This window comes from Kitasatospora sp. NPDC090091, assembly GCF_044747365.1.
Classification (GTDB): Bacteria; Actinomycetota; Actinomycetes; order Streptomycetales; family Streptomycetaceae; genus Kitasatospora.
Map to the genome: position 1 here is coordinate 67,515 of NZ_JBIVDY010000030.1, position 25,056 is coordinate 92,570.

The following is a 25,056-nucleotide window of genomic DNA, read 5'->3' on the forward strand; positions in this document are numbered from 1 at the left end:
TGCCGGGGTTCCGTAAGCACCCTGTCGCCAGTCGCAACCGCCGGTACCGCACGATCCGGCGCACATGTCTTCAGTCCCCGTCCTGTAGGGCCTGGGCGAAGACCTCGTAAGTGTCGGGGGCGGCCGAGAAGCTGGCGACTGCGCCGTTGTAGCGGACGGAGAGGACCGGGACGGGAAGCGCGTCGGGCCAGAGGCCCTTGCGTGCGCCCTCGTTGAGGATCCGGCGGAAGGCTCCGGTGGTGCCGCGCAGGTTCCGCTCTCCTTGGCGAAGGCTGGTCGCGTCGCAGTGGCCGTCGTTGTCGGTGACGGTGCGCAGGATCTGTCTGGCCCGGGGCGGCAGGAGGTTGTAGTAGGCACGGGCGCGTTCGGGTGTCCAGCGGTCGTCCGGCTCGGTGGTGACGGTGGCGGTGGGCTGGCTCGCGAGGGCGAGGAGGAACGTTGCGATCTCGGGGGTGGGGTCTTCGACCGTGATGGTGATGCGCACGGAGAAGACCTTCGCACAGCGGAGCCTTCTTACAAAAGACACCGGTAGACGTCCGATAGAAGATGTCACGGCCCTCGGACCTGGCGTGTTGCGGGTACTGACGGGATTGGACGAGACGCCACGCCCCACCTGGGCCTAGCCTCAGCATCGATATCGAGGGCCGTCAGCCGTTGGCGCCCCGGGCTGCCTTGCGGCCATCCCTCCCGCCGGTCACTACCCAAGAGAGAAGTCGCCCTCATGGCAGAGCCGTTCGAGAACCGCATCGAGAGCATCATCCCCGCGACCCCCGGGCTGGTCGTCCACGCGACAGTCCGCGAGTACTTCCACGACACCGGGGAGTACGTGGTTCGCACCGACGTCTGCAGGCTGGTCTCCTGGGCACTCGTGTCCCGGCAGCACGCCGACACCGAGGAAACCAAGGTCGAGCCGGTGTTCCTGTTGGACGGCATGGCGGTCAACGCGTCCGAGCACCAGCGCATGTACTCGGAACTCGACCGTGCCCCCGGCTCCCGTATCGCCAAGGCCACGGTTCGGGTGGTCACTGTGCCGGCCACCCAGCTCCTGACCGCCCAATCTCTCCTCGCGGGCAACCTGCGGGGCACGCACGTGGTGCAGCACCATGCCGTCAATGGCGGCACGGCCCTGTGGGCCCGCCGCTGCAAGTGCGGCGCCGAGTGGTTCGGCGACGGCGAATCGGTCAGCATGCCCGAGGAGCATGAGGCGTGCTGGAAGCGTCCGACGGTCGAGTCGGCGTAGCACCCCAAGGGGCCCGGCGATCGGAGGAGTCCGGTGGGTCAGTGTGACCGCCGGACTTCTCTGCTGCGTGACGAGAGGTCAACAGACTGCCCTTGAAGGCAAGTGACACGCATAACGTTCCCTTATGCGGTACCTTTTAAGGCATGGTCGACACCCCCTCTCTGAACGTTCGTTCGGGAGGCGGAGCGCTGGCTCTGCCCGCCGACGACATCGCCGCCACGATCCGCCGCAAGCTCGACGCCGACCTCGGCACTGTCCGGGTCCGCAGGCCCGACGGGACCCTCGTCCGCATGTCCCGACTGGAGCTGCTCGCCGAGGACGTCACGCAGGAGACGTTCGCCCTCACCTTGGACTGGCTGACCTCGACCCGGCGGGGCAGCGTCAACACGAAGCGGAGCTACCTGGACGACCTTCGGACCGTGTGGGCGCCGTACGCCCGCACGCTCGGCCACGACCGCCTGTTCGTCGGCTGCTTCACCTCGGACCACATCCGCGCCTGGCGCGTGCACCGCGAGGCGGAGGAGACTTCGACGCGCAGCATCGCCCGTTACCTGAACACCTGGTCGTCGCTCCACAAGTACGCCGCCGAGCGGACCGACGACCTTCCACGCAACCCGGTCACCCAGGACGACCGGCCCAGGGTCGACAAGGGCAACACCTCGACGTCGACGCCAGTCCTGGAGATCGAGGAGATCCAGCGGCTGTGCGCCGCCGCGGACCGGGAGTTCGACCGCCTCGTCCTCCAACTGCTCTACACGCTGGCCGGCCGGGTCAGCGAGATGTGCGCGGCCGACGTCACCGACCTGATTCGGCGCGGCGGGCGGACCCTGGTCGATGTCACCCGCAAGGAGAACAAGGAACGCATCCTGCCGATCCCGGCACCCGTCGCCGCGATGCTGGCGGCCCACGTCGGCGGCCGCACCACCGGGCCGCTCCTGGTAGGCAACGACGGGGAACGGCTCACCCGGCACGACGTCGACAACCTGCTGACCCGCCTCGGCCGCTGGGCGCGCATCCTCACCTGCCCCGACGCCTACACCGGCCGGGGCCGCCGCCCCGTCGGCCAGGAGGACCGGCCCCGGCACTCCTTCCGGACCTGCAAGGTCTGCCGGGACGTCACCCCGCATGTCCTCAGGGCCAGCCGCATCACTCACATGCTCGACGCCAAGGTGCCGCTCGCCGAGGTCCAGGCGTTCGCCGACCACGACAATCCGGCGACCACCGTCGGCTACTGGAACCGCCGCAACACCGCCTCCAGGAACGCCCAGCTCGTTGACGAGGGGGCGTCCATCTTCGCCCCAGGCCCTCCGGCCACCGAGGAGTCCGGCCGATCGAAGCTGATCGGCGCCGACGAGATCCGGATGTTCTGACCACACATCCTGACGACCACCAGGAGGACCGGCAAGTCTGACGAGCGGATGGACGTGAACACCTCCGGCCAGACCATCGCCCTTCCGCGGGGCCGTTAGCACTACCCGCCGACAAGGAGGTCGGAGCCCCACCGAGACCTCCCGGTGGGGCTCCGCCGCTTCTGTGCCCGCAGCGCACCTGCCGAACCAGCTTGCTCCTCGGCCGCTGGTCGTTGCCGGGAACGCCCGGCCGGGAACCTGGAACCGACCGCTACTGCGTGTCTGCGGGCAGGTCGAGGGGCTGCGCCGCGGCCCAGCGCAGGACGAACTCGCTGCCGGCCGGGGTGAACTGGTAGCCCTCGATGGCCGGTAGGGGGCCGAAGGTGATCTGTCCGCCCGGCCAGGGAACCTGCTTGAGGTAGTCGTCCTGGAGCAGGTACATCAGGTGGAAGACGGAGCCCGTCCCGAGCCCGAAGAGCGGCGGGTTCGTGGGGTCGGCGGTTCCGTCCTGCAGGGCCCGGGCGTGGAGTTCGATGACGCGCCGTTCGAGGTCGCCGTAGCGGCTGTTGAGGACGGCGAGGTTGGCCTTGTACTGGCGCAGGGCTTTGCGGTCGATCTGGTCGGGGCCGTTTCCCTTGCGGCGGTGGCAGGTGGGGCACAGCGCGATGAGGTTCTCGAATTCGTGCTTCTGCACCTTCGCCCAGTCTTCGATGTGTTCGATGTCGACGGGGTGTTGGCGGCAGGTTGGGATGGCGCAGCGGTGGCCGGCCTCGACGAGGACTCGGCGGCGGAGCTCGGCGGGTATGGCGGGGCGTCCTTCTGGCATGACGGAAGCGTATGGCCCCGGGCCTGCCGACGTCGTCAGGCTTCGACCTCGGGCCGGTGTGAACTGGAGCCCTCAGTCGAAGTTGATCTGCGCTCCCTGCCCAAGCACTACACTCTGCACGTGACTTCGGGGCAGGCGGCAGACGGCGCCGCGGCGTGGGCGGACCTGCGCGCGACAAGGCATTCCCCGCCCGGCTATGCGCTACGAGGCGGACGCAAGGCCGTCTACGTTGCGGGCTTGGAACAGGCCGAGCAACTGTTCACCGCTGCCGCGCACGTTGGGTACGCCACCAGACCGCTACTGGTCTTCTATGGGCTTAGCCAGGCAGGACGTGCCCTGGCGGCCACCGCACCGGCACCTCCTGGGCCTGGTTGGAAGCTGAGCTCCCACGGGCTGAGCGCCCCCGATCTGTCAGGGACGCTTCCGGACCTGCCGATCGTCCAGACCGATAAGGACGGCGGTAGCTTCACCAGCCTCAGTCAGCTGTTGAACTCGGCGCCCATCCCGTCGGGCAAGGCGAACCCGATCACGCTCGGCGACGTCTGGGAGCTCATACCCGAGGCACAGGGCCGTCCACTCCGCGCGACTCGGATAGCCGCGCCCTTGCTGCAGCTCCTTCCATCTGACTGGAAGGTCGACGGTGACCAGCCGATGGCAGAGACGTTCCTTGCCGGCGTTCCTGACTCGATCACCAAGCTGTCCGTGCAGGGGAGGCCCCTTGAACAGCTGATGAGCGTCGAACCCGAACCAGTCGATGTCGCCTTCGACTCGTTCATGGCCCACTACCCACACGCTGCTGGCTACCGCGCTGTCGCGCACCGAGGAAGCGGCGACTCCTCGTTCCGTTTCCTCATTGATCAATTCAAGGTCCGACTCGGATGGCCAGTCGATGTCGCGACAAAGAGCGCGTGCGCCGCGAAGATCGCCTCCGTGGCCACGCCGTACAACGGCCGGCTGTACCTGATGCCCGCGGTCGCTGGGAACGACCGCCCCTTGCACCCGTTGATGGTCTGGTGGTTGGTGCTCTACGCGCTGTCGATGCTCGCCCGATACGAACCGGTCGGCTGGGCCAAGCACATCGACGTGAACAGCAGCGGACACGCGGTGGCCCTGGAGCACGTGTTGGATGCGGCGCTGACCACTGTGCCCAAGCTGATCCACTCAGCTCTCCTCGAACTGGCCTGAGGCCCGCCGGGTGCCGAAATCGGCTCGGTAGGTGTTTGCAGGTCAGTGGGACCTCTGTGTCGGCTCCTCATCCCGACCCCAGACACCAGGGACCTGGCAGCTCGCTGTGTCGGGTCTTCCGGTTTGCCGGAAGATCGGGCTATGCTGGCCGCACGTTCGGACCGTCACCTCGTTTGGGGTGTCGGTCCTTTCGCGTTCCCGGGGGTGCGTGCGGGTGTCCACCGTTGTCTATTGCACTGCAATAGGATTCGTGGGATGGTGTCGATGACCATTCACCCGATCCGCTTGCAGTGCAATAGACAGACGGGAGAGACTTCGCGTGGACAGCTTCCGCTCGCGCCCGCCCGGCCGGCCCCGACCCTCGGAACGGCGCTCACCGCCGAATCGAGGACACCACGTGCCCCAGGGCCCGACCGACCCCCGCACCCTCCGCAAGAAGGTCAAGGAGGCCGCCGAGGCGCTCCGGGCGCACAACAGGCCCGACCTCGCCGCCGCCATCGACGAGCTCCTGGAACGCAAGTCGGCCAACCCGGAACACAACCTGACGCCGAACATGCCGACGTACGTGTCCAAGTCCGCGTGGACGCGGGCCCAGACCGCCGCCGCGGCCGTCCACCGCCGGACCATGGAAGACGAGATCAACGACGGCTTCACGGCACTGCTCGCCGGCACGTGGGTACCGTCCCCGCCGCGCCGCGCCGCCTACGGTCAGGGTGCCGCCGACCGGACGACAAGGACCGTCCGGATGCCGGCCACACGCACCGCAGAGGTCGCCGCCTACGTGGCCGCCAACGCCGAACGGCTGGGCTGGGACCCGACGCCGGCCAAGGTCGCCGCTGCCTGGATCGAGGAGAAGTACCCGGCCCCCGCGGCCGAGAACACCGACTGACCACCCTGCACCACCCCCCTGAGGGCCCGCAGCGCCGCACCGGCGCTGCGGGCCCTCCGCCGTTTCCAGCCCGCTGTTCGTCTGCCGCCCCGTGGAGGTGACCCATGGCAGATCCCCACCAGTCCCCGGCCGACCCGCACCCCTCCCCCCGGCCGCGGCGCCGCCGCACCACCCACCACCCCGCCGGCCCCCGCACCGCCCGGCCGGCCCGAGGCGACGCGCAGCGCGAGGCGCTGGCGCGGTTGCGGGAGCCGTTCCCGCCGGAGGAGGTGTCACAGCGTCCGGAGATCACGTGCGAGGCGTGCCGCGCCGCCTCCTTCCGGGTGTGTCCGCGGCACGAGCGCGCCGACTGCGGCACCTGCGGGGGGCGGTTGACGAGTGCGCACGTCCATCTCGACTACGTGGGGCACGCTGCCGCGACGGCCCGGCTGCTGGACGTGGACCCGCTGTGGGACTGGGAGCCGCTGGCGTACACGGAGGACGGGCTGCCGCGGATCGACCGGTTCGGTGGGCTGTGGATCCGGCTGACGGTGTGCGGGATCAGCCGGCTCGGCTACGGCGATGCCGCCGGGCGTCCGGCCGGGACCCGGGCCGTCAAGGAGCTGGTGGGCGACGCGATTCGCAACGCGGGCATGCGGTTCGGGATGGCACTGAACCTGTGGGCGGGCTCGGGGGTTCGGGTGCAGGACGAGCCGTCGCCCGGTGACGTGCTGGCCGCCCGGCTGGCCGACGACCCGCGGTTGTGGCGGTCGGTGCGTGGCCTGTCCCGGTTGCGGGAGGAGGTGGTCGAGCAGGGCCAGGCCGAGCACGTGGTCGCGGAGTTCGACTGGCGGATGCTCGGCGAGATCATCGACACCCAGATCGAGCTCCTCGCGGCCGGTGCGTCGGCGGGGCGCGGCCCGGCGGCGCTGCATCCGCTGCCCACCCCGACCGCCCCCGGCCCGGCCGCGGGCGGCGACAGCCCGAACCCCGGGCCCGGCGCCGGCGTCGGCGATACCTGGGCCGGCGGGACCGGCGCGAACACGGCCGGGGCTGGTGGGCGGGCGGAGGTGGTGGCGGCGTTCACCGCGCGGATGCGCAACGGCTGGATGCAGCTGGAACCGACCCGCATGGCGCTCGCCGAGGCCAAGGCCAAGGGGCTGCTCGACGACGTCGTCCCGCACCCCGGGGATCCGCAGCAGCGCGGCCGCATCCAGGACCTCCTCGCCGAGCAGGTCGCCTTCCTCACCGCACGCCGCAACTCCCTGAAGGAGGCCTGACCATGTCCGATGCCACCGTGGCCCGGCTCATCGCCGCCGCCAGTCTCGCCGTCGTCGCCGTCATGGTGCTGTTCACCATCGGGTTCTGCCGGCTCTACCCGGCGTGGCTGCGCCGCTGCATCCGCGCGGAGACCCGGGCCGCGCTGCGCCGCTACGACGACGCCGAGCGCGAACGCCTGGCGCGCGAGGCCGCCGAGCACACGCCGATGCTGCCCCGGCAGGGCGGCGGCACCGCGCCGGTCCGGTACGCACCGCTGCTACCCGACCAGGCCACGGACCGCTTCGCAGGGCTGCAGGCCGTCCGGGAGGCGGCCACGGTCGTCGAGGACCTGCTGCCGCTGCTCGGCCCCCTCTACGACACCGACCCCGACACCGACCCGGGCCGGTACCGCCCCTGACCGCCCCGCCGCAGGAGAGGAGGACCGCGTGGGCCTGACCGTCGCCCTCCTGGCCGTCCTCCTCGCCGGCACCGCCGCCCTGGGGTGGTGGGAACGCGAGCGCTGGCGGCGCGCCCTGACGAGCGAGCAACTCCAGCGCCGCCACGACAAGCTCGCCGCCCAGGCCCAGGTCGTCGAGCTGCGCGGCGCCGTCGACGAGTGGGCCCAGGCCGCCGCGGCGGCCATCGAGCACCGTGACGCCCCCGATCAACGCGGGCTGGAGCGCCTGCACCTGCTGCTGTGGGAACGCGAGGAGACCCGATGGGAGAGACCGTGACGAACGAGCCCGACACCCCTGCGGGCGGTGTGGTGGGGCGGGAGATCGAGGAGGTCGACCGCGGCGGGCGGCGCCTGCTCGTCGGCTCCGCGCAGATCCTCGGCGGCCTGATGACGGCCGGCCTGCTCGAACACGTCGGCAGCCCGGACGCTCTCGTCGACGTCCTCGCCCCCCAGGTGCCGCCCGGGCCCGCCCGCGACCGGCTGGTGTTCACCGCCGGCGCGGCCGCCGGGCTGTGGGCCGGGCAACGCCGGCGCCGCGGCGCCTGGGACCCGGGCGAGCTGCAGCACGCGGCCGACGACCTGTACGCGGCCGGCTGGGCGGCGATGGGCGGCCTGGCCGACGACGCCGCGCACCTCGCCGGCGGCCCGAGGTGACCCACCCGCCCGCCGCGCGCACCCCGGGCCGGACCGGGTCGGTCGTGTGGGAGGAGCCGGCGCGGCGCGGCCAGCCACCGAAGCTCACCCCCGCCCGGCGCCGCCTGGTCCTCGACGCGCTCACCGGCGGGGCGACGCTCGCCGCCGCCGCGGCCGCCGTCGGCATCACCCGCGCCACCCTCCACAACACCCGCCGCCGCGACCCCGCCTTCGATGCCGACGTCACCGCCGCCCTCGCCGCCGCCAAGGCCCAGACCACCAACCCCGCTCCGACGCCGGTGCCGGCCGGGCCGGCGTGCGCCGGCTGTGGCCGGCGGGCCCTGCAGCTCACCGACACCGGCGCCACCTGCACCCACTGCCACGCCGACTACCACCTCACCCCCGCCCGGCCCCGCACCGTCCCCGGACACCAACCACCACCGCGCCAGCACCCCGCGGCCGCGGCTGCGTCCCGGCAGGACGCGCTCGGCCACGCCGTCCACTTCGCCCGCGCCAGCTGACGCCGAAGGAGCCCCTCGTGCGCCCCGCCCCCCTCACCCCCATACCCGGCCCCGGCCCCGGCGCCGGCCGCCGGCGCGACGCCCTGGTGGACCATCTCCTCGCCCTCGCCGACGACCTCGAACAGCACGCCGGGCACGGCGGGCACTGGCAGGCCAACATGCACGCCGCCGCCCGGATCCGCGCCCTCGCCGCCCCCGGCCACACCCACCGCCAACCCACCCTGCGCGACGCCCAGGTCGCCGCCCTCACCCCCGCCAACACCGACCAGCACAGCGAGGCCGCCGCATGACCATCCACCGCAACGTCGCCGCGCTCCTCGACGCCGCCCGCGCCCAGGCCGCCGCCACGCCCGCCCAGCCCGCGCCGGCCAGGGACCCGGAGGTCGGACTCGTCCCCTGCCCGGCCTGCACCGACGACGCCCACGCGGCCGTGATCGACGACCTCACCCACCCCGACTGCGCCGCCGCCCTCGCCCGCCAGGCCGAAGCCGCCGCACACGCCGACCAGGCCCACCCCGCCCCGGCGACCACCCGCCGGCCCACCACCCACGAACCCGCAGGGGTGACGTCGCCCGCGACCCGACCCGCATCGCGGCGATCCGACAGCATCAGCATCGCCTTCTCCGCCGGCCCGACCATCGCCTACATCCACGCCGACCCCGGCACCGCCACCCTCATCGACCGCACCACCATCGACGACCCCCGCGAACGCGCCCTCTGCCGCGCCCTGCTCCTGCGAGCGCTGCGCCTCCTCGACGACGCCGACGACCCAGCCGTCGCCCGCTCCAAGCTCTTCCTCTCGCTGACCCAAGGGCCGCGCCCCGAGGTCGACGTGCCCTGGGAGGCGGGCACACCGTGACCACCACCGGCCGCCCCCCGTGGCCGCAGCCGGTGGCGACCGCGCTGCGCGGGTCGGCGGCCGTCCTCCACGAGACCCTCGCCGACATCTGCCGCACCGCCGCCGGCGCGCGCTGGCACCCCGGTGCCGAGTACGAGATCTGGCGCCTGGCCCACGACCGCGACGCCGCTTGGGGCCCGGCGCGCGCCGCCGACCTCCAACCGCCCCTGCTCCTGGCCCGCACCCTCGCCACCCAGGCCGGCCACTGGCTCACCGCCGAGGACGGCCACCTGATCCCCATCCCGCTGCCCCGCTGGTGCTCCCGCTACCGCAGCTGGGAGAACGCCCGCCGCCTCGGAAGGAGCACCACCCCGTGACCGACTCGCCCGCCGGCGACGCGTGCGCCTGCTGCGCCCGGCCCCTGCACAACGCCGAGGCGCTCACCGGCCGCACCACCTGCCTGCCCTGCCAGCACGCCATCGCCGACCTGCTGCGCGAGGTCGCCGACCTGTGGCGGCAGCTGCCCGAGCACACCGGCAAGCCCACCCGCCCCCACGGCGGCGGGGGCGGCGGGCACCCGGGTGGGTCGGCGGCGCCCGGCAGCCTCGCCGCGATCAGCCTCCTCGCCGGCGACGCCACCACCCGGCTGCAGGTCCACGAGGACGACTGGCGCCGCACCCTGGGCTGGCCGATCGCCACCTTCCGCGGAGACCCGGGCCAGACCCTGACCGCGGTGCTCGCCTTCCTCGGTGCGAACCTCACCTGGGCCTGCCACACCCGCGAGGCCGACACCCCCACCCTGCACGCGGACCTGCGCCGCCTCACCGGCGAGATGACCACCGCGATCACCGGCGAGCGCGACCCCCGCGTCACCGTCCCCTACCCCTGCCCCGCCCCCGCGCTCGGCTACGACGAGGACGACCCCAACGCACCCACCTGCGGCGCCGTCATGCGCATGGACCCCCGCATCCCCGAGATCCGCTGCGCCGGCTGCAGGCGCGCAATCCCCCGGCACCGATGGATCGAGCTCGGCCTCACCGTCGGCGCGATCACCCTCCCGTCCTCCGGACCCGCCGTAACCGCGGCCTGACACCCCTCTCCTGATCCGCGCCCACCAGAAGGACCCCGCCATGACCACCGCCCTCGCCCCGACCCAGCCCACCACCGACGACGCAGCCGACGACCTGGTCACCGCGGCCGACCCGACCGACGCGAACACCGCCGAGCCCGCGGTCGCCACCGGGGCCGGCGACCCGCAGGACGACGAGGTGCGCGCCTACCGATTCGCCGACGTCCTCGCCCTCCACAGCCCCGTCGCCGGGCCCGACACCGGCCTCACCCCCACCCGCTGCGCCTTCTGCACCGACTGGGCCGGCACCCCCGTCCCCTGGCCCTGCCCCGTCATCCACGACCACGCCGACATCGTGCCGCGCCCCAACGGCTGGGAACTCCACCCCCGCTACGCCGAGGGCCCCTCCCCCGCAGGAAGCTGAGACCGGGTCGGGGCGGGCACCCCTGCGGCCATGGCGGCGCCATTACTTTGACGTGACGCGTGGGACGTCAAAGTATTCGAGTGCCGCGAGGCTTGGGCCGGACGGCCGGCGAGCGGTAGGGTCGGCCTGCTGAATTGCGGTCAGACCGGACGAAACGTCAACCCGGGTGGACGCGCGGCGCGGAGTGTGCACGCGGCCGGGCAAAACCGATAGGCTGGCGCCAGCGGGAGCGCTTCACACTGTGTAGTGCTTTGCGCAATACTGCTCCAGACATGAGTGTGGGGCCCTGTATCCCCTCCGGCGTTGGCGCGCCGTGGTGGAGGAGAACGGACCCCTTGGACAACCGTGAAAAGGACGGTCGTCGTGAACGATGGTACCCGTGCACCCTGGTGCACGGCTAGGCGGACCCACCACTCCGGCGTGAACATCGCACCGCCGGTGCTCGGTGGGTCCTGGCGTACCGTCACCCGGGCGGCCACCACCACCCTCTCCCACGGTTCCCGCACCGTCCCCGCCGGCCCGGCCGCCGCCCACCAAGCACGGCCACAGCACCCCCCGGCACCTCGGACCGTAAACCCGGTTTACCCCCCGGCCCGCGCCCACCGACCGCCGGCCACCACCCCGCGCCCCGACGGCACGCTCCCGTTTTCCATGGAAAACGGGAAGGCCCTCGAGGGCCGGACCGCCGGCCGTCAGTTGTCCATGGACAACTCGCTCGCCGGCTTTACGGAGGTAACGACCGGGCGCCGCCCGCAGACCTTCAGGCTTCCCGCCGCCCACACCGGGGTCGCGGGCTTCACGCGTATCCCTCAGGGAGTGGTCATGACGTAGGAATCGCTGGGCGGGGCCACCTCTACTCCTGAGGTTCCTGCCGCCCGGCCGTCCAGCTCGCCCCGGTGCTACCAACACCAGGACACTGACGGCCCTCAACTACACCCGCTGCGCCTGTCCGGGCTACCAACCCGAACTCCTGCCGCGGTGTCCCACCAGGCCCGGTTACCAGCCGGCCCCTGCGGGACGCATCCACCGCCCCTCAACCGGGCGGGTTACTTCATCTCCGAAAGACCCACACAGGGGCCCAAGCCCCCAAGGGGGCCTCGTCGTGTCCACACACGGAACTCCGAACTAGGAGTAATGATGCATGCTGTCGTGCTGCCTTGCCACATCGACGTGGCCTCCGGCGCCGATTTCCCCCCCAATGTGTCTCAGAACACACCCTCCACGGCCGTCCCGCACGCCCAGCAGTGGGTGTCGACGACCTCCGGACGGATCGTCACCGACACCTACAGCTGGCTGCAGGCGGTCCACTGGGTGCACGGCACGGGCGCCGCCCCGGTGCCGGCGAAGGGCCCGAAGTTCGGTCCGACGACGCTGCAGGTCGCGCAGGAGCTGACGAAGCTGACCGAGGTGCGGCCGGGCGTCGCGTACCTGGCGCGCGTGCTGAAGGTGTCGGAACGGACGGTGCAGTACCACCTTGCGCACCTGCGCAACACCGGGCTGCTCGCCTACGTCGAGGTCGGCACCCGGCTCCCGCGCACCGAGGACCGCACCTGGGTGGAGCGGCGCACCTCGCACTTCGCGCTGACGATCCCGGCCGGCTTCGACGAGGCGCTCGGTATCCGCACCGCGGGCGAGGGCCCGACCCGGCGCATGGTCGGCATCACCGCGGCCGGTCGCACGGCGATCGGCCGGCTCGGGAAGCTTGCTACGAAGGCCGTCCGTCGGCGCCGGAAGAAGGCCGCGGCCTCGAGGACGCGTTGCACCCCAATGGTGGGTGGTTCTGTACTGCCTTCTGTTGCCCACTCACCTTCCGCTTCCCGTCTTGAGGGGGAGCGTCGGATCGGCAGCACGAAGAAGGCAGACCGCGGGCATGTCCGGAACAAGGTGGGCCGCCGGTTCCAGCTGGCGGCCGAGCTGCGCAAGCGGGTGCTGTGGCTGACCGTCCCCGGCCGCCGTGACCAGCGTCAGGCCGTCGAGCGGCTGGCGTGGGTGCTGAGCGAGGTGTCCGACGCCGGCTGGACCGTCAGCGAGGTCGAGGCGTGGCTGGCCCTGATCGACGAGCCCGAGCACGTGCGACGGCCCTCCGGCTTGGTCGCCTCCCGGCTGCGCACCGCGCTGCTGCTGTGGGCCGACCCCGCCGTCCGGGCCCGCGGTGTCGAGAACCACCGGGACCGGGTGCGGGCAAACGCCAAGGCGCGCGCCGAGATCAGCCCCGACGCGTTCGCCGGAGCCGTCGAAGCGGGTGTCGCCAGCCGGATCGTGGCCGGTGTCCGGGGCGGGCAGGCCCGCCTGGCCGCCAGTCAGCGCGCCCGCGGGGAGGACGACCTGTCCGGTGGCGTCAGCGCCAGCTTCGGTACCGGCGACGACGCCGTCGACGCCCGCTTCGCCGCGTTCCTCGGAGGTGCCCTGTGACCGACCCTCAGACCACCGGAGCCGACATCGCCCGCCAGGCCCTCGCCGCGGCGCGGGCGGCCGCGAAGACCCGCAAGGCCGAGGCCCCGAAGCCGCAGCGGCGCCGGCTCCAGAACACCCGGATCACCTCCGGCCGCGAGCCCGTCAGTCTGGCCGGTGCGATCAGCGCGCTGCTGGAGCGCTCGGGCCTGGACCTGAACGCGGCCGGCGGCGACCTGCTCGCGGACTGGCCGACGATCGCGCCGGAGCTCGCCGACGTCGTCGCCGCGGAACGCTTCGACCCGGCCACCGCGGTCCTGCACCTGCGCCCGGCCAGCCCCGCCTACGCCACCCAGCTGCGGCTGCTGGAACGCCAGATCGTGGGCCGGATCAACCACAAGCTCGGCCGGGACCTGGTGTGCGCGCTGCGCGTCCTGCCGCCCGGAGCCCTCCACGGCACCCCGCGCACCGGGCCAGAGGCGCCGGCCGGTAGCCGAACGGAGCACGCGGCGGCCGGCCCAGACCGCGGCCCGCACGCCGCAGCCGCGCAGGCCCTCGCCGAGTGGCGCTCCCACAGGGCCCAGAGCAGGGCCGTCGAGGACGCCGAGCAGGTCCGCCGGATCGCAACCGTTCGGGCCCGCCTGCGCCCGTACGGGCCGGACCTGCGCGAGTCCGAGACCGATCCGGGCTGGACCCGCGTGCGCGACCGGGACGTCCTTGCCGAAGCCCAGCCCTCCCGTGGTGACGCGCTGCGCGAGAGCGAGGACGCTCCCGCCTGGCAGGCCGTCCGAGAACAGCAGGCCATCGATCCGGCCGACAGCCTGCGCCGGCACCAGGCGGCCGCCGCCGTCGCGCACGCTCACCGCAGTCGCCCCCAGGCCGGCGACCCCGCCCTGCTGTTCCACACCCGGGTCGCCTGAGGGAGCCGATTCTTTACCGCGGTAAAGAATCCGGCGGGGGCGGTTCGACCGGAGCTCGGCCTCCACGACCGCAAAGATCCGCTGGCCCGCCAGGCCGGCTGAGTGTCAGAGCCCGGGAGGACGCTGGCGGAAGCGGGACCACCCGTCCTGCGCCCCGCGCGACGCCGGCGCTGGCGCCGCCGACCCGGGGCACGTCTTTACGGTCGTAAAGCCGGCCGGATCGGAGACCACCGTGCAGCCCCTGACCGAACGCCTCCACACGCTCGCCGATCTCGACGAAGGCTGGCTCGACGGCACCGGCCGGCGGCCGACCGCCGCCGCCATCGGCCTCGCCCAGCTCCTCGCCGAACCCCTGGCCACCACCGCCACCGGCGACAGCCTGCGCGCCTACCCCACCCCGGACGGCGGCATCGAGCTTGAGTGGCGCCAGGACCAGCTCGCCCACGCCGCCCGGATCGGACCGCACGGCCAGCTCCACCTGGCCACCACCGACCCCGACAACCCGGCCGCCGACAGCACCCCGGCGCCCGCCGACTACCGGCCGGCGGCCGCCGCGCTCCGCATCGAGGCCGCGGCCATGGACCGGCTCAGCGAACAGATCGCCTGGCCAGTCCTCCCACAGCCGGACCCGCACATCGACTCCGCGACCCTGAGGGCCGTGGCCGAACTCCTCGACAACCTGGAGGCCGAATGACCAGACCCGGGACCCGCGCGTGCCTGCTCCACGCCGACTACCACCCCCTCGCCGACGCCTGCCTCGGCGCCGTCGCCCACTACATCCTCCGCCACCCCCGCCCGTTCAGCCGGGCCGCCCACGACGACTACCAGGCCACCGTCGAGCGAGCCATCCTCGACCGCCACATCCGCCAGCACCTCAACCACCCGGAGCTTCCCGTGACCGCGTACGACCCCGAAGGCGAACCCACCCCTGTCCCCCAGGACGACGACCTCGAGCAGGCAGCATGACCACCGCCACCCCGAACCAGCAGCCCACGGGCGCGGTTCCGGCCGCGGACCCGCGCGTTGGTCAGCTCCTCGACTTCGCGCAGGGGCTCCTCACCGGTTACAGCGACCTTGCAACGACCTTCGCCGAAGACATCGCCACCGACGAAGCCCGCCGCCGGCTGCTGGACCAAGCCCAGAAGGTTCTTGCCGAGGCCCGCAGCCGCTACGCCACCATCGCCCTCAGCAGCTGACGAGCACCGAGGCATGGTGCACCACTTCGTGAGGGTCGGGACGGCGGCTCAGTCGTCCGTGGACAACTGAGCCGCAGATCCTGGCCTCCGCGTCGAGACCGCTGACGGACCGCGTGTCTTCGTATGGAAGACACGCCCCACCGGTTCTGCCGTCTACGGATGACGCCCGCACTGGCCAACCCCGACGAGCGCGGTCCGCGCGAACCATGCCTCGTGTTTTCCATGGAAAACACGTAGCCAGCTGCAGCCGGTCTGAGTCGATGCGGTTGGCGGCCGGGCACTCGACGGTTGTCGGCTGTCTCGTCGGCGCGGTGTTTTCCATGGAAAACGGATGCGCTCGACACCGGCGGCGGGTCTATGAAAGCGCTCCATCCGGTATCTGACATGCTGACCTCCGTCCCTGTGCCGGGGAGACTCCCCCCGGGATGGGCATCCGCAGTACCAGGCATCAGGCCTGGGAAATCAACGGAGAAGAGAACCACACATGTCATCTGTCCTTGTCGTGTCCACAGACCCTCAAGGATCGGCCGTCCTGTGGGCCGAACGCGTCGGCGACAAGCTGCCCTTCGACTTCATGGCCGCCCATGATCAGGCCGACCAGCTCCACAAGCTGAAGGCCACCGGTGCCCGGATCCACGTCATCGCGAACCAGAAGGGCGGTGTCGGCAAGACCACCATCGGCATCAACCTCGCGGCCTGCGCTCACGACGTTCTTGGCGACAGCGAGAACTACCGGCACATCTTCATCGACACCCCCGGCACCCTGGCCGACGAACAGATCCTGATCGAGGCCCTGAAGATCGCCGACGACGTCATCGTCCCGATGATCACCGAGCCGTTGTGCTTCGATCCGACGGCAAGGACTGTCCAGAAGCTCCTCGAACCGATGGGCAAAGACTTCGCCATCGTGATCAACAACTGGGACCCGCGTGACGGCACCGTCGACCTGGACGACACGAAGGCCTACATCGACGCCAAGGGCTGGCCTCGCGCGAAGACCGTGCTGCGTAGGTACAAGCTTCACGCCAGGGCCGTTGCCGAGGGCCAGGTCGTCACCCAGTACCGGCCCAGCGCCACCGCCTACCGCGGACGCGAGGACTTCATGAAGCTCGCCCTCGAGCGCGGGTACGGGGGCTGACGTGGCCGGAGGCAAGAAGGTCACCTTCGAAAGCATGGCCAGCGACCCCGTCGTCGACGAGCCCGGGATCGACCCCAACAACCGGCGGTCCTCCGGCCCGGCCCGGTGGATTCCCACCGAGCAGTGCCGGTTCAACCCCCGCAACCCCCGCGACCTCGGTGACCTCAGCGACCTCGACAGCGTCGACGTCAGCGACCTCGAGAGCATCGCAGTCAAGCAGCTCCAGAGCTGCCTGGCCGTCACACGGGACGCCTACCTGAAGCTGTGGCCGGACGACGAGTTCCAACTCGGCCCCGAGCCGAACTCGGTCGTCATCATCAGCGGCAACCGGCGACTGGCTGGCGCCATGAAGTACGGCCAGCCCCAGCTGATCGTCGTTGTCGACGACTCCCACGCCGAGTCCAAGGCAGCCCTGCTGCGCGCCGCCTACGACGAGAACACCAGCCGCAAGGACTTCGATCCGATCGAAGAGGCCCGGGCCCTGGTGAGCATCGTGGCCCAGTACGCGTCGGCGCGGGAGGCGGCCGCCGTTGAGGGCTGGTCCCCGACCGTGATCTCGCATCGGAAGAACCTGCTGAAGCTCCACCCGACGCTTCAGCAGATGGTGCGGTCCAAGGCCAGCGGTGGCGACGGCATCGCGATCCGGCACGCGCGTGAGATCGGCGCCACCGACGGCATCGAGCAGATGACTGAGGACGAGCAGCTTGCCGTCCTGCATCGGATCCTGGACTCGGAGCTGGAAGCGGCCCAGCGGCGGCGGGAAGAGCGGGCAGCGAAGAAGGCCGCCAAGAGGGAGGCCCTCGAGGCCGCCGCGAGGCAGCAGGACGCTGGCCCCGACGCTGGAGCGCCTGAGGCGGCCGCGCCGCAGCCCCGGTCGGAGCAGAGCACGATCGCTCCCGTCGTGATCACTGGAGCGTCCGGGGGGCCGCAGGTGTTTTCCATGGAAAACACAGACGCCCCCGAGACGGATGGGGCGAACCACAGCGGCTCCGCCCACGGGGATACGTCGAACGAGCCGCGACCGTTTTCCATGGAAAACACTCCGGCTACCGCAAAGAACGGGGAGCCAGCGTCGCCGGCCGTCCCGGCAGCGCGGGATGACAACGCGGTGCCGTCGCCGCGGGAGTCCCTAGGTGACAGCGTCAGTGGCGGGAGTGTGGCTGCCCACCCGCGGCCCAAGTCCTCGGGGGGTCTCGGTCTCCCGGATTGGCAGGACCTTCCCGGGGTAGCGGCCTGGCTGTGCCGAGCCCTGGAGCCGAGCGAGGCGCGGTTCGTCGCGGAGACGGTTCTGGAGAAGATCCAGCGCTTTGAGGAGACGTACAACGCCGCGGAGGGCTGACAATTCTGCCCGCTGGTGAATGAGGCCCGGGCTGCACACCTCGTGCAGTCCGGGCCTGCTGCGTCTGGTGCCTGCGGTGGGGGGCCGGCCGCGGGCGGTGCCTCGGCGCTCGGGGTGGGGTCCAGTTGTCCATGGACAACTGGGTCGGGACCGCGGACGGGTGCTCGGCGCCGGCGGGGCCTGTCGGCCAGGGCTGGCAGGCATATGCCAATGAGTGGCGGTCCGGTGCGGATTCGGCGACCTCCCTACCGGTCTGCCGGAGGTGGTGTCTACAATCGCCGCACGGTCGGGCCACGGTCAGCACCGTACGGAATCAGATGTCCTCCACCGTTCGGACTGTCGGCGAAGCCAGCTCCTGACCGTGGGGGACATTGTCATTTCAGTCAGCGAGCAGCGCGCACCGGACACAACGGGCCGCGACCCCGGGCACTAGGGTCGGATCAGTGGTAGCGGCGACGTCGATTTGGCACGCTGATCACCCACGGGCTGGCGCCTCCGGCGGCGGCGGTCCGGTCGCCCCCCTCCCGCCGGACGAGCGGAGACCGCTATGCCCGCCAGTGCGCACCACGACCAAGACGAGCCCGTCACGGGCCCGGTTCCGGCTGCCGTTATCGACCTGGCGTCACGTCGCCGTAGTGAGCCGGCCGTGGTGGCGGATTGCGTGGATGAGGCGGCGGAGCGTCCGTTGGAGGCTGCCGCGTTGATCGAGCTGTTCGAGGAGCAGGGTGGCGGTGACGATTCGGCGCAGGCGGCGATGATCGCGGCTGCGTGGGAGCGGGCGGTCGGGGAGCAGGGGACCAGCTTGCGGGATCCGTCGGCTGCGGCTGCGGCGCGCGGGATCGCTCTGTTGCTGGAGCGGCTGCTGTATGGGGGGATGGCGGTGCGTCACGGTGATGCGGTGCGGGGGATCGAGCCGAATCCCGAGGACGGGATCGATGAGACCGGGGCGCAGATGATGCTGGATCTGGTGCACGGGTTGCGTGAGGCGGCGGACCGGTTTGCTCCGGAGTTGCGCGAGCGCATGTGAGGCCCGGGGGCGGTTGCTGGTTGTCCGTTACGGGTCAAGATCACGGGTTGGTTACAAGTGGTGCGCAATGCTACGCATCGTGCGATTACACCTTGATCTGTCGGGCCGTCGTGCCATCATGAGGCACCCACGCCGACACCACCGAGCCTCCTCATTGCGGCTGTCAACCCGCCGTGTGACGGGGGCTCGGGAATTGGGGACCCTCATGAGCAGCGCCGCGTCGAGCAGTGCCCTCCGGCTGATAGCCGCCCTGACGGATGGTCGGGCGGGTGCGGCGGGTGAGGCCCGGGCCGGCGTGGAGCTGGGCGACCGGCGGGCGACACGGGTGAGTGCGTCGGCGCCGTCGCGCCTGGACCTGCTGGCGGTGGCTCAGGACCACGAGGCGAACGTGGCGGCGTACGTGCGCCGGCACGGGGGTGAGATGCAGCCGGGGGCGCGGGACCGCACCGCGCTGTTCGAGCAGGCCGGGGCGATCGCGGCGTCCGACGGCGACGCCGCGCAGGAGCTGGCGGCGATCGACCTGGCGGACTGGATGCGGGCGGCGCTGAGCGACATGTGGGCCATGGACCGGGGGCGCCGGGCGGTGACGGCGGTGTCGTGCCCGCAGTGCCTGTGCGAGAGCCTGCTGGCGGTGCCGTCGGCGCGCGGCGCCGGCGAGTGGATGGCGGCGTGCCGCAACGCGTGGTGCGGTTCGGCGCGGGGGCCGCGGACGTTCAGTCTGCTGGAGGTGGCCCGCCACGGGCTGCGTGAGGGTACCGCCCGGGCGTCCTGACGGGGCAGTGCGGCGCCGCCGGGGTGCGGCGCGTTCCCGGGTGCGGGGTGCACTGCGGGCCGGCCCGAGTGAGGGGAATTGACGTCGTGACCACTGCCGCTTCAGGGCCGTCGCCGTCGGGCGGGGCCGAGGCCGGGCCGGTGGGCCCGTGCTGGACGCGGGTGTATCTGTCGTCGGCGCTGCCGCCGGATCTGGTGACGTGGGCGGAAGCGGCCGCGGAGCTGGCGGACGGGCCGCATCCGATGTCGGAGCGGGATCTGCGGCGCCGGTTCAAGGCGAGCGGGCGCCGGCGGACGTGGCGGGTGCAGGGGCGGCGGGCCGAGATGGTGGCGATGTCGGACGTGTGGATGTTCCACCGGGATCTGCACCGCGGCTGGCTGCGGGAAGAGGGCGGTACGCGCGGGGGGTCTTCGGCCGGCTGACGTGCTGTTCGTGGTGTGGGTGTAGCCCTCGTTCGGGTGTCCGGGCGGGGGCTTCGTGCTGTCCGCTGCCACCCAACCCCTCAATCTCTATTGCACTGCAATAGGAATCGGCGTACGGTGGTGACACCACCAGGGAAGCCCTCCCCTCCGGGACCAGGCCCCCACCCTCCGACCCGGCCGGGCGCAGCAGTGACCGCCTGCCCTGCGCGCCCGGCCGCACCACACCACACCACGCCAACGTGATCGGAGCCCCGCCATGCCCTCTACCGCCCCCGCCCCGGTCGCGGTCCACGCGATCGCCGCCGAACTCGCCACCCCCGTGCCGACGGTGGCGCGGATGGTGTCCGTGCTGTGCCTCATGTACGGCCGCGCCGCGGTGGTCCACACCCCGGCCCCGGGCAACCGGGCGACCCTGCTCCACCCCGACGCCGCCGCGCGAGTGGCCGAGATGGCGGCCGTGGCCGGCACCGTCGAGGGCGACCTGCGCCTCGTCGCCGAGGTCCTCGCCGCCCGCGGCGTCTGGACCGGCGACCACGCGTTCGGCGCCGACAGCGAGCTCGGCCCCGTCGACCCGGCCGCCGCCGCGTGGATCGCCACCCACGGCCACCTCCCGGCCGTGTTCACCACCCGCATGCCGGGCGCCGCCGAGACCGCCGCCGAGATGCTCCTCACCGACCCCGCCACGCTGCTCCTGGTGGAGTTCGTGGCGGCGAACGCCGACTCCGACCTGCCGGACGAGGCGCCGTTGGAGCGGATCGCCGAGTGGGCCGGGCGCGTGCCGGAGGGCGAGGTGGTCGGTCGGATCGGACGTCTCGCCCGGCCCGGCACGGTCCTGGCGGCGTAGCGCCGGGCCGCCTGGCTGGCGGCGCGCCCCGCACCCGTCCACCTCGACGCGGTGGTGGTGCGCGCGGCCGGCCTGGAGGCCCGGACAGTCCGCCCGGACCGAGATGACGGAGGAGACCGTCATGTCCACCAGCACCAACACCTCCACCCCGGCCACCACCGCCGACAGCGCGACCACCGCGACGGCCGACGGCACCGCCACCGATCAGGCCGGCACCGCGGAGGCCGACGCCACCGCATCACGGGATCTGGCCCGCCTGCTGAGGGAAGCCGCGGAGTCCACCCGTCGTACGACCGCCGTCTTCGAGCACCTGTGCAGCGAGATCTGGGGTCAGGCGACGGAGCAGGCCTTCGCCGACCTCGCCACCCAGTACGCCCCGGCCGCCGACCCCGAGGTCCTCGCCGCGTACACCGCGGAGCTCCAGGCCCGCCAGGCCGGCAACCGCGCCGCCTGACCCAGGGCCCCCGGCCCCGTGCCACGGCCGCGGCGGGCCACCCCCGCCGCGGCCACCCCCGCCACCGCCTTCTCCTTCCCTGCCCTCGCAGGCCCCTGACGCCGACACAGGAGCACGCCATGAGCACCCTCCCCTCCCAGCCGAAGCGACCCACCGACCGCACCCCGGGCGCCACCGCCACCCCGATGCAGGCCCTGGTCCTGACCCACCAGCGCCACGCCGCGCACACCGAGGGCCGCTTCGACGCCTTCGACGAGCCGCGCTGGCTGATCGCCGCCCGCATCGCCGACATGCGCGACTGCGCCCTCGCCCACCACGACGACGACGCCGGCCGCTGGGCCGACGAGTACGCCGCCGGCGCGCTCGCCACCTGGGCCGACGTGGACGCCATCGACCGCCTCCTGCACGCCATCGAGGAGCATCTGTGAACCGCCGGCACGGCCGCCCCCGCGGCTACCTCGCCCTGCTCGTCAGATCCGAGCTCCAGCGGGTGCGCCTGGCCCGCGCCGAGGCCGCGCTCGCTGTCGAGCGGGAGAGCGGGCGGCGCTATCAGGACTGGTACCGGGCCGGCGTCCACATCATCGCCGCCCTGCAGGCCGACCTCGCCCACACCACCGAGCACCTTGACCTCACCGCCGCGCGCCTCGCACGGCTGGAGGCCGACGCCGAACGCGACGCCCCCGTCGTGTCCGGCTGGGCGGTGGACCTGGAGCAGGCCCTCGCCGACAACCGGGAGCTGCGCGCGAAGGTCGCCGCCCTCGAGGCGCGGCTCGCCGCCCGCGACACGGCCGCCGACCCGGCCACGGCCCCCGCCCGGGGTGGGGCGGGGAGGTTGGAGCCGTCGCCCGCCGCGGTGCGGGCCCAGGTGTTCGCCCGGCTCACGCAGGCCGCCCCCTCCCCGGCCGACCTGCCCCAGCCCGTGGTCCCGCTCTGGGACAAGGACGCCCGGAGGAACGCCTCATGAGCCGGCCCGAGCTGAAGACGCAGCCGGCCCCGTACGTCTGCGGCCAGTGGCTTCGCGCGGAAGACCGCCACTGCGGTCAGGCGGCCCGGCTCTACCCGGGCGGATGGCTGTGCTTCCCGCACTCCCCCGGGCAGGCCAACCGCCCCCAACCGCCGAAGCGGGAAGAGCCCGCGATGCGTGAGAGGTCCGGCCCGACCGACCCCCTGCAGCAGCCCGCCGGCCCGCTCATGGCGCAGGACGAACAGAGGACGGCCGCGTGACCCGGCCCTCGACCCTGGTGGTCCCGCCCACAGGCGGGACCACCACCCAGCCGGCCCGCCGCCACGTCGTTGCCCTGCCCGCGGGCCTGGACCTCCTCAACGCCAACCAGCGCCAGCACCACCAGGCGAAGGCCCGACTCGTCAAGGAGATCCGCACGGCCGCCTGGGCCGCCGCCCGCAGCGCCCGCCTCCCCCGCCTGGAACGCGCCCACATCCTCTACGTCGTCCACCCCAACAGCGTGAGCCGGCGCCGGGACCCCGGGAACTGGGCCCCGTCCGCCAAGGCCGCCGTCGACGGCCTCGTCGACGCCGGCGTCCTCGACGACGACAACTCCACCCGCCTCCTCGGACCCGACCCCCGCCTCGGCAGCCCCGTCAAGGGCTACCAGCTGGTCCTGGTCGTCACCGACCTCACCGCCGTCCCCGACAGCCACCTCGCACTCCTCGACCCCACCCACCAGCTCACCCCCGTAGAAGGGAGAACGTGATGGACCGGCCCGAGCCCGGCAGCCCGCTGCCCGCCACCCTCCGGGACCTCCTCGCCAACCGCACCACCGCCACCGACGACGGCCACCTCATCTGGACCGGCCCCATGGACCGCACCTGCCCCTACATCAAGGCCGGCCGCACCCGCTACGCCGTGCGCCGCCTGGTCCTCCAGGAACACTGGGGCCGGGGCCTGTTCGGCGACGTCACCACGTCCTGCCGCATCGAGCGGTGCATCGCCCCCGACCACCTCCTCGACGAGGTCGGCCGCCACAACCACGACGCCCTCGACGTCATGCTCGCCGCCCTCGACCAGGCCATGCCCGCCCTCCTCGCCCGCGAGGCCGCACACCGGGCGGTGGCGGCATGACCACCGCGACCCGGCCGAACACCCGCCGCTACCGCCCCCTGCGCACCCGCGCCGACATCCCCACCGACGTCGAATGGCTGTTCCGCGACCACCTCCACCGCCGCGACGGCCACCGGATCTGGACCGGCGCGACCGACACCAGCGGCACCCCCGTCATCGGCCACGACTACGCCAAGTTCTCCGTCCTGCGGATCTCCTGGCTCCTGCACCGCGGCACCGAGCCCGCCGGAACCGTCCTCTCGGCCTGCGGCGTCCGCGGCTGCGTCAACGGCGCGTGCCTCACCGACGCCGGCGACCGCCGCCGCGAGCGCATCATGCACGCCGCACTCCTCGGCATCGACATGACCGGCACCTGCTCGGCCGGCCACCCCCACGCCGACTACGGCCGGCCCCGCACCAACGGCCGGGTCGAATGCACCGCCTGCGACAACGCCCGCCGCCGCGAGACGCGCGCCGCACGCAAGGCGGTGGCGTGATGCCCAAGGCAGGACGCCCGGCCAACTCGCGGGTCCGGCACGGCATGGCCAGCTGCGGCGAGTACGGCTGCACCCAAGAGGAGTGCGTTCGGGCCATGCGCCGCGCCCGCGCGCGCCAGAGCAGGGACCGGGAGCTCGGGATCGGCCGAAGTGTCCCGGCCCAGCGGGCACGTGCCCACACCAACGACCTGATCATGGCGGGCGTGCGGGCCAGAGACATCGCGGCCCGGGCCGGGCTCAGCACCGGCACCGTCAACGGGATCCGCCGCGGCTCGCTGGTACGAGTCGACCGGCCCACCGAGGAAGCACTGCTCGGCGTCCCCGTGCCTCGCTGCGCCGACCAGGACCCGCGGGACCGCTCCCTGTCGCGCGCTCCGGCGATCGGCACCACCCGGCGCCTTCGGGCCCTATCGGCCCGCGGGTTCACCGTGCCAGCCCTCGCCGGCGAAACCGGCTGCGCCCCGCAGACCCTCAAGGAACTCCGCGCAGGGAACCGGTCGACCACCTGTGTGGCCACCGTCCGCCGGGTCGAAGCCCTCTTCGAACGCTGGTGGAACGTCAACCCGATCGACCAGGGTGTGCCGTCCGACCGCGCCGCAGCCGTCGCCACCTACGCGCGCAAGCGAATGTGGGCGCCGCCCGGCTGCTGGGACCCCGAGACCATCGACGACCCGGCCGGCTACCCGGACTGGACCGGGCACTGCGGCACCGCGAGCGGCTGGCTCATGCACCTGGTCGACGGCCCGGCCCTGTGCCCCGCCTGCGCCCCGCAAGCCGTGGACACCGGGTCGATGCCCGGGCCGGACGCGGTGCGCGCCCTGGCCGCCGCCTGCGGGCCCGCGCTGCTGGCCTTCAAGGAGGACCGGCGCGGCTGGCTCGCCGTCGGCAGGGCCGTCGGCCTGAACGACCGCCAGATCTCCGACGCCCACGCGATCGCGAAGACGACGGCGACCGTATGCGTCGGCGGGTTCGGGGTGGCGGCATGAGCCCGCACAGCCCCCGCCCGGCCGTCATCGACCCCCAGGCCGCGCACAACCGTGCGGTCCTCGAAAGCGGGGTCCGGACGGCCCGGTGGCCCCGGCCGGACGGCGACACCCACGAGCCGGCCGGGCCCCTGGTAGCCCCGGAGCCCGTGCTCGGGGTGCTGGAGCGGCTGCTCCTCGAGGAACTGCCCACCGGCCGGGTGCCGGACTGGAAGCCGCTCCGGCCCGAGATCACCGCGGCCGAGGCCGCACGACACCGCGCCGCCCTCGAAGCGGCCGTGTACCCGACGAGGAAGAGGAAGGCGGCCTGAATGGCTGGCGAGACGATCATCACCCTGGTGGGG

The 25,056-nt window shown here is 72.7% G+C and carries 36 protein-coding genes; 34 read left to right on the plus strand and 2 right to left on the minus strand.

The features are described 5' to 3' along the window. Nucleotides 1-70: 70 nt before the first annotated feature. Nucleotides 71-484: a hypothetical protein gene (locus ACIPSC_RS35250; RefSeq protein ID WP_400832899.1), complete on the minus strand. Its 414-nt coding sequence runs from the start codon at nucleotides 482-484 to the stop codon at nucleotides 71-73. A gap of 237 nt (nucleotides 485-721) precedes the next feature. Here ACIPSC_RS35250 and ACIPSC_RS35255 point away from each other — a divergent pair, with 237 nt between their 5' ends. Both ACIPSC_RS35255 and ACIPSC_RS35260 read left to right on the plus strand, forming a co-directional pair. Continuing rightward, nucleotides 722-1,240: a hypothetical protein gene (locus ACIPSC_RS35255; RefSeq protein ID WP_400832902.1), complete on the plus strand. Its 519-nt coding sequence runs from the start codon at nucleotides 722-724 to the stop codon at nucleotides 1,238-1,240. A gap of 143 nt (nucleotides 1,241-1,383) precedes the next feature. Further along, a complete protein-coding gene (locus ACIPSC_RS35260; protein WP_400832905.1) occupies nucleotides 1,384-2,610 on the plus strand; it encodes a tyrosine-type recombinase/integrase in 1,227 nt (408 codons plus the stop codon). 250 nt (nucleotides 2,611-2,860) lie between these two features. On the opposite strand, the gene ACIPSC_RS35265 is transcribed toward ACIPSC_RS35260, so the two are convergent. Next, on the minus strand, nucleotides 2,861-3,415 hold the full coding sequence (locus ACIPSC_RS35265; RefSeq protein ID WP_400832909.1) for an HNH endonuclease: 555 nt from the start codon (nucleotides 3,413-3,415) through the stop codon (nucleotides 2,861-2,863). A gap of 120 nt (nucleotides 3,416-3,535) precedes the next feature. Here ACIPSC_RS35265 and ACIPSC_RS35270 point away from each other — a divergent pair, with 120 nt between their 5' ends. The 32 genes from ACIPSC_RS35270 (at nucleotide 3,536) to ACIPSC_RS35425 (ending at nucleotide 25,023) form a co-directional block, all read left to right on the plus strand. After that, the gene (locus tag ACIPSC_RS35270; protein ID WP_400832912.1) at nucleotides 3,536-4,600 is read left to right on the plus strand and encodes a YaaC family protein; all 1,065 of its coding nucleotides are present in this window, start codon (nucleotides 3,536-3,538) and stop codon (nucleotides 4,598-4,600) included. Nucleotides 4,601-4,997: 397 nt separating this feature from the next. Next, on the plus strand, nucleotides 4,998-5,489 hold the full coding sequence (locus ACIPSC_RS35275; RefSeq protein WP_400832918.1) for a hypothetical protein: 492 nt from the start codon (nucleotides 4,998-5,000) through the stop codon (nucleotides 5,487-5,489). A 104-nt stretch (nucleotides 5,490-5,593) separates the two neighbouring features. Further along, entirely contained in the window at nucleotides 5,594-6,748 is a 1,155-nt protein-coding gene (locus tag ACIPSC_RS35280) for a hypothetical protein (RefSeq protein ID WP_400832925.1), read from the plus strand. A gap of 2 nt (nucleotides 6,749-6,750) precedes the next feature. Beyond that, nucleotides 6,751-7,146, plus strand: a complete 396-nt coding sequence (locus ACIPSC_RS35285) for a hypothetical protein (protein WP_400832928.1) — start codon at nucleotides 6,751-6,753, stop codon at nucleotides 7,144-7,146. Between the two features lie 28 nt (nucleotides 7,147-7,174). Next, entirely contained in the window at nucleotides 7,175-7,462 is a 288-nt protein-coding gene (locus ACIPSC_RS35290) for a hypothetical protein (protein ID WP_400832932.1), read from the plus strand. Beyond that, nucleotides 7,447-7,839 (plus strand): hypothetical protein, encoded by a 393-nt coding sequence (locus ACIPSC_RS35295; protein WP_400832937.1) that lies wholly within the window; start codon nucleotides 7,447-7,449, stop codon nucleotides 7,837-7,839. Before ACIPSC_RS35290 ends, ACIPSC_RS35295 begins: the two co-directional genes overlap by 16 nt. Further along, nucleotides 7,836-8,339 carry a hypothetical protein gene (locus ACIPSC_RS35300; RefSeq protein ID WP_400832943.1) on the plus strand — a complete coding sequence of 168 codons (504 nt, stop codon included), beginning with the start codon at nucleotides 7,836-7,838 and terminating at the stop codon, nucleotides 8,337-8,339. The genes ACIPSC_RS35295 and ACIPSC_RS35300 overlap by 4 nt, the downstream gene beginning before the upstream one ends. A 17-nt stretch (nucleotides 8,340-8,356) precedes the next feature. Next, on the plus strand, nucleotides 8,357-8,629 hold the full coding sequence (locus ACIPSC_RS35305; protein WP_400832947.1) for a hypothetical protein: 273 nt from the start codon (nucleotides 8,357-8,359) through the stop codon (nucleotides 8,627-8,629). Beyond that, complete coding sequence (locus tag ACIPSC_RS35310; protein ID WP_400832952.1) at nucleotides 8,626-9,198, plus strand: hypothetical protein; 573 nt, start codon at nucleotides 8,626-8,628, stop codon at nucleotides 9,196-9,198. The genes ACIPSC_RS35305 and ACIPSC_RS35310 overlap by 4 nt, the downstream gene beginning before the upstream one ends. Continuing rightward, nucleotides 9,195-9,554, plus strand: a complete 360-nt coding sequence (locus tag ACIPSC_RS35315; RefSeq protein WP_400832954.1) for a hypothetical protein — start codon at nucleotides 9,195-9,197, stop codon at nucleotides 9,552-9,554. Before ACIPSC_RS35310 ends, ACIPSC_RS35315 begins: the two co-directional genes overlap by 4 nt. Beyond that, nucleotides 9,551-10,267, plus strand: a complete 717-nt coding sequence (locus tag ACIPSC_RS35320) for a hypothetical protein (RefSeq protein WP_400832958.1) — start codon at nucleotides 9,551-9,553, stop codon at nucleotides 10,265-10,267. The genes ACIPSC_RS35315 and ACIPSC_RS35320 overlap by 4 nt, the downstream gene beginning before the upstream one ends. 40 nt (nucleotides 10,268-10,307) lie before the next feature. Next, nucleotides 10,308-10,670 (plus strand): hypothetical protein, encoded by a 363-nt coding sequence (locus tag ACIPSC_RS35325; RefSeq protein WP_400832963.1) that lies wholly within the window; start codon nucleotides 10,308-10,310, stop codon nucleotides 10,668-10,670. Between the two features lie 1,200 nt (nucleotides 10,671-11,870). Continuing rightward, on the plus strand, nucleotides 11,871-13,082 hold the full coding sequence (locus ACIPSC_RS35330; RefSeq protein WP_400832967.1) for a hypothetical protein: 1,212 nt from the start codon (nucleotides 11,871-11,873) through the stop codon (nucleotides 13,080-13,082). Next, a complete protein-coding gene (locus ACIPSC_RS35335) occupies nucleotides 13,079-13,981 on the plus strand; it encodes a DciA family protein (RefSeq protein WP_400832972.1) in 903 nt (300 codons plus the stop codon). The genes ACIPSC_RS35330 and ACIPSC_RS35335 overlap by 4 nt, the downstream gene beginning before the upstream one ends. A gap of 232 nt (nucleotides 13,982-14,213) precedes the next feature. Beyond that, on the plus strand, nucleotides 14,214-14,675 hold the full coding sequence (locus ACIPSC_RS35340; protein ID WP_400832975.1) for a hypothetical protein: 462 nt from the start codon (nucleotides 14,214-14,216) through the stop codon (nucleotides 14,673-14,675). Further along, nucleotides 14,672-14,947 carry a hypothetical protein gene (locus ACIPSC_RS35345; RefSeq protein WP_400832978.1) on the plus strand — a complete coding sequence of 92 codons (276 nt, stop codon included), beginning with the start codon at nucleotides 14,672-14,674 and terminating at the stop codon, nucleotides 14,945-14,947. Before ACIPSC_RS35340 ends, ACIPSC_RS35345 begins: the two co-directional genes overlap by 4 nt. Continuing rightward, a complete protein-coding gene (locus tag ACIPSC_RS35350; protein ID WP_400832981.1) occupies nucleotides 14,944-15,177 on the plus strand; it encodes a hypothetical protein in 234 nt (77 codons plus the stop codon). The genes ACIPSC_RS35345 and ACIPSC_RS35350 overlap by 4 nt, the downstream gene beginning before the upstream one ends. 502 nt (nucleotides 15,178-15,679) lie before the next feature. Then, nucleotides 15,680-16,315, plus strand: coding sequence for a ParA family protein (locus ACIPSC_RS35355; protein ID WP_400832985.1), 636 nt, complete (start codon nucleotides 15,680-15,682; stop codon nucleotides 16,313-16,315). Nucleotides 16,316-16,349: 34 nt separating this feature from the next. Next, nucleotides 16,350-17,654 (plus strand): ParB/RepB/Spo0J family partition protein, encoded by a 1,305-nt coding sequence (locus ACIPSC_RS35360; protein ID WP_400832989.1) that lies wholly within the window; start codon nucleotides 16,350-16,352, stop codon nucleotides 17,652-17,654. Nucleotides 17,655-18,201: 547 nt separating this feature from the next. Further along, on the plus strand, nucleotides 18,202-18,681 hold the full coding sequence (locus ACIPSC_RS35365; RefSeq protein ID WP_400832993.1) for a hypothetical protein: 480 nt from the start codon (nucleotides 18,202-18,204) through the stop codon (nucleotides 18,679-18,681). A 205-nt stretch (nucleotides 18,682-18,886) separates the two neighbouring features. Continuing rightward, entirely contained in the window at nucleotides 18,887-19,453 is a 567-nt protein-coding gene (locus ACIPSC_RS35370) for a hypothetical protein (RefSeq protein WP_400832996.1), read from the plus strand. Nucleotides 19,454-19,539: 86 nt separating this feature from the next. After that, the gene (locus ACIPSC_RS35375) at nucleotides 19,540-19,875 is read left to right on the plus strand and encodes a hypothetical protein (protein WP_400833000.1); all 336 of its coding nucleotides are present in this window, start codon (nucleotides 19,540-19,542) and stop codon (nucleotides 19,873-19,875) included. 256 nt (nucleotides 19,876-20,131) lie between these two features. After that, nucleotides 20,132-20,719, plus strand: coding sequence for a hypothetical protein (locus tag ACIPSC_RS35380; RefSeq protein WP_400833003.1), 588 nt, complete (start codon nucleotides 20,132-20,134; stop codon nucleotides 20,717-20,719). Between the two features lie 121 nt (nucleotides 20,720-20,840). Next, nucleotides 20,841-21,173, plus strand: coding sequence for a hypothetical protein (locus tag ACIPSC_RS35385; protein WP_400833006.1), 333 nt, complete (start codon nucleotides 20,841-20,843; stop codon nucleotides 21,171-21,173). A gap of 119 nt (nucleotides 21,174-21,292) precedes the next feature. Continuing rightward, a complete protein-coding gene (locus tag ACIPSC_RS35390) occupies nucleotides 21,293-21,601 on the plus strand; it encodes a hypothetical protein (protein ID WP_400833009.1) in 309 nt (102 codons plus the stop codon). Further along, a complete protein-coding gene (locus ACIPSC_RS35395) occupies nucleotides 21,598-22,137 on the plus strand; it encodes a hypothetical protein (RefSeq protein ID WP_400833012.1) in 540 nt (179 codons plus the stop codon). Before ACIPSC_RS35390 ends, ACIPSC_RS35395 begins: the two co-directional genes overlap by 4 nt. Then, nucleotides 22,134-22,397 (plus strand): hypothetical protein, encoded by a 264-nt coding sequence (locus tag ACIPSC_RS35400; RefSeq protein WP_400833015.1) that lies wholly within the window; start codon nucleotides 22,134-22,136, stop codon nucleotides 22,395-22,397. Before ACIPSC_RS35395 ends, ACIPSC_RS35400 begins: the two co-directional genes overlap by 4 nt. Beyond that, a complete protein-coding gene (locus ACIPSC_RS35405) occupies nucleotides 22,394-22,885 on the plus strand; it encodes a hypothetical protein (protein ID WP_400833017.1) in 492 nt (163 codons plus the stop codon). The genes ACIPSC_RS35400 and ACIPSC_RS35405 overlap by 4 nt, the downstream gene beginning before the upstream one ends. After that, nucleotides 22,885-23,253 (plus strand): hypothetical protein, encoded by a 369-nt coding sequence (locus tag ACIPSC_RS35410; protein WP_400833020.1) that lies wholly within the window; start codon nucleotides 22,885-22,887, stop codon nucleotides 23,251-23,253. Before ACIPSC_RS35405 ends, ACIPSC_RS35410 begins: the two co-directional genes overlap by 1 nt. Continuing rightward, nucleotides 23,250-23,729 (plus strand): hypothetical protein, encoded by a 480-nt coding sequence (locus ACIPSC_RS35415; protein ID WP_400833024.1) that lies wholly within the window; start codon nucleotides 23,250-23,252, stop codon nucleotides 23,727-23,729. The genes ACIPSC_RS35410 and ACIPSC_RS35415 overlap by 4 nt, the downstream gene beginning before the upstream one ends. Next, nucleotides 23,729-24,715, plus strand: a complete 987-nt coding sequence (locus tag ACIPSC_RS35420) for a hypothetical protein (protein ID WP_400833027.1) — start codon at nucleotides 23,729-23,731, stop codon at nucleotides 24,713-24,715. The genes ACIPSC_RS35415 and ACIPSC_RS35420 overlap by 1 nt, the downstream gene beginning before the upstream one ends. Continuing rightward, nucleotides 24,712-25,023 carry a hypothetical protein gene (locus ACIPSC_RS35425; RefSeq protein ID WP_400833030.1) on the plus strand — a complete coding sequence of 104 codons (312 nt, stop codon included), beginning with the start codon at nucleotides 24,712-24,714 and terminating at the stop codon, nucleotides 25,021-25,023. The genes ACIPSC_RS35420 and ACIPSC_RS35425 overlap by 4 nt, the downstream gene beginning before the upstream one ends. Nucleotides 25,024-25,056: the final 33 nt, after the last annotated feature.

Excerpts from the sequence above, each read along its gene's own strand:
- ACIPSC_RS35260 (WP_400832905.1), top strand. The coding sequence starts at position 1,384 with ATGGTCGACACCCCCTCTCTGAACGTTCGTTCGGGAGGCGGAGCGCTG.
- ACIPSC_RS35380 (WP_400833003.1), top strand. The coding sequence starts at position 20,132 with ATGCCCTCTACCGCCCCCGCCCCGGTCGCGGTCCACGCGATCGCCGCC.
- ACIPSC_RS35310 (WP_400832952.1), top strand. The coding sequence starts at position 8,626 with ATGACCATCCACCGCAACGTCGCCGCGCTCCTCGACGCCGCCCGCGCC.
- ACIPSC_RS35370 (WP_400832996.1), top strand. The coding sequence starts at position 18,887 with ATGAGCAGCGCCGCGTCGAGCAGTGCCCTCCGGCTGATAGCCGCCCTG.
- ACIPSC_RS35360 (WP_400832989.1), top strand. The coding sequence starts at position 16,350 with ATGGCCAGCGACCCCGTCGTCGACGAGCCCGGGATCGACCCCAACAAC.
- ACIPSC_RS35280 (WP_400832925.1), top strand. The coding sequence starts at position 5,594 with ATGGCAGATCCCCACCAGTCCCCGGCCGACCCGCACCCCTCCCCCCGG.
- ACIPSC_RS35365 (WP_400832993.1), top strand. The coding sequence starts at position 18,202 with ATGCCCGCCAGTGCGCACCACGACCAAGACGAGCCCGTCACGGGCCCG.
- ACIPSC_RS35345 (WP_400832978.1), top strand. The coding sequence starts at position 14,672 with ATGACCAGACCCGGGACCCGCGCGTGCCTGCTCCACGCCGACTACCAC.
- ACIPSC_RS35420 (WP_400833027.1), top strand. The coding sequence starts at position 23,729 with ATGCCCAAGGCAGGACGCCCGGCCAACTCGCGGGTCCGGCACGGCATG.
- ACIPSC_RS35410 (WP_400833020.1), top strand. The coding sequence starts at position 22,885 with ATGGACCGGCCCGAGCCCGGCAGCCCGCTGCCCGCCACCCTCCGGGAC.
- ACIPSC_RS35415 (WP_400833024.1), top strand. The coding sequence starts at position 23,250 with ATGACCACCGCGACCCGGCCGAACACCCGCCGCTACCGCCCCCTGCGC.
- ACIPSC_RS35255 (WP_400832902.1), top strand. The coding sequence starts at position 722 with ATGGCAGAGCCGTTCGAGAACCGCATCGAGAGCATCATCCCCGCGACC.
- ACIPSC_RS35325 (WP_400832963.1), top strand. The coding sequence starts at position 10,308 with ATGACCACCGCCCTCGCCCCGACCCAGCCCACCACCGACGACGCAGCC.
- ACIPSC_RS35390 (WP_400833009.1), top strand. The coding sequence starts at position 21,293 with ATGAGCACCCTCCCCTCCCAGCCGAAGCGACCCACCGACCGCACCCCG.
- ACIPSC_RS35295 (WP_400832937.1), top strand. The coding sequence starts at position 7,447 with ATGGGAGAGACCGTGACGAACGAGCCCGACACCCCTGCGGGCGGTGTG.
- ACIPSC_RS35265 (WP_400832909.1), bottom strand. The coding sequence starts at position 3,415 with ATGCCAGAAGGACGCCCCGCCATACCCGCCGAGCTCCGCCGCCGAGTC.
- ACIPSC_RS35285 (WP_400832928.1), top strand. The coding sequence starts at position 6,751 with ATGTCCGATGCCACCGTGGCCCGGCTCATCGCCGCCGCCAGTCTCGCC.
- ACIPSC_RS35350 (WP_400832981.1), top strand. The coding sequence starts at position 14,944 with ATGACCACCGCCACCCCGAACCAGCAGCCCACGGGCGCGGTTCCGGCC.
- ACIPSC_RS35425 (WP_400833030.1), top strand. The coding sequence starts at position 24,712 with ATGAGCCCGCACAGCCCCCGCCCGGCCGTCATCGACCCCCAGGCCGCG.
- ACIPSC_RS35400 (WP_400833015.1), top strand. The coding sequence starts at position 22,134 with ATGAGCCGGCCCGAGCTGAAGACGCAGCCGGCCCCGTACGTCTGCGGC.
- ACIPSC_RS35385 (WP_400833006.1), top strand. The coding sequence starts at position 20,841 with ATGTCCACCAGCACCAACACCTCCACCCCGGCCACCACCGCCGACAGC.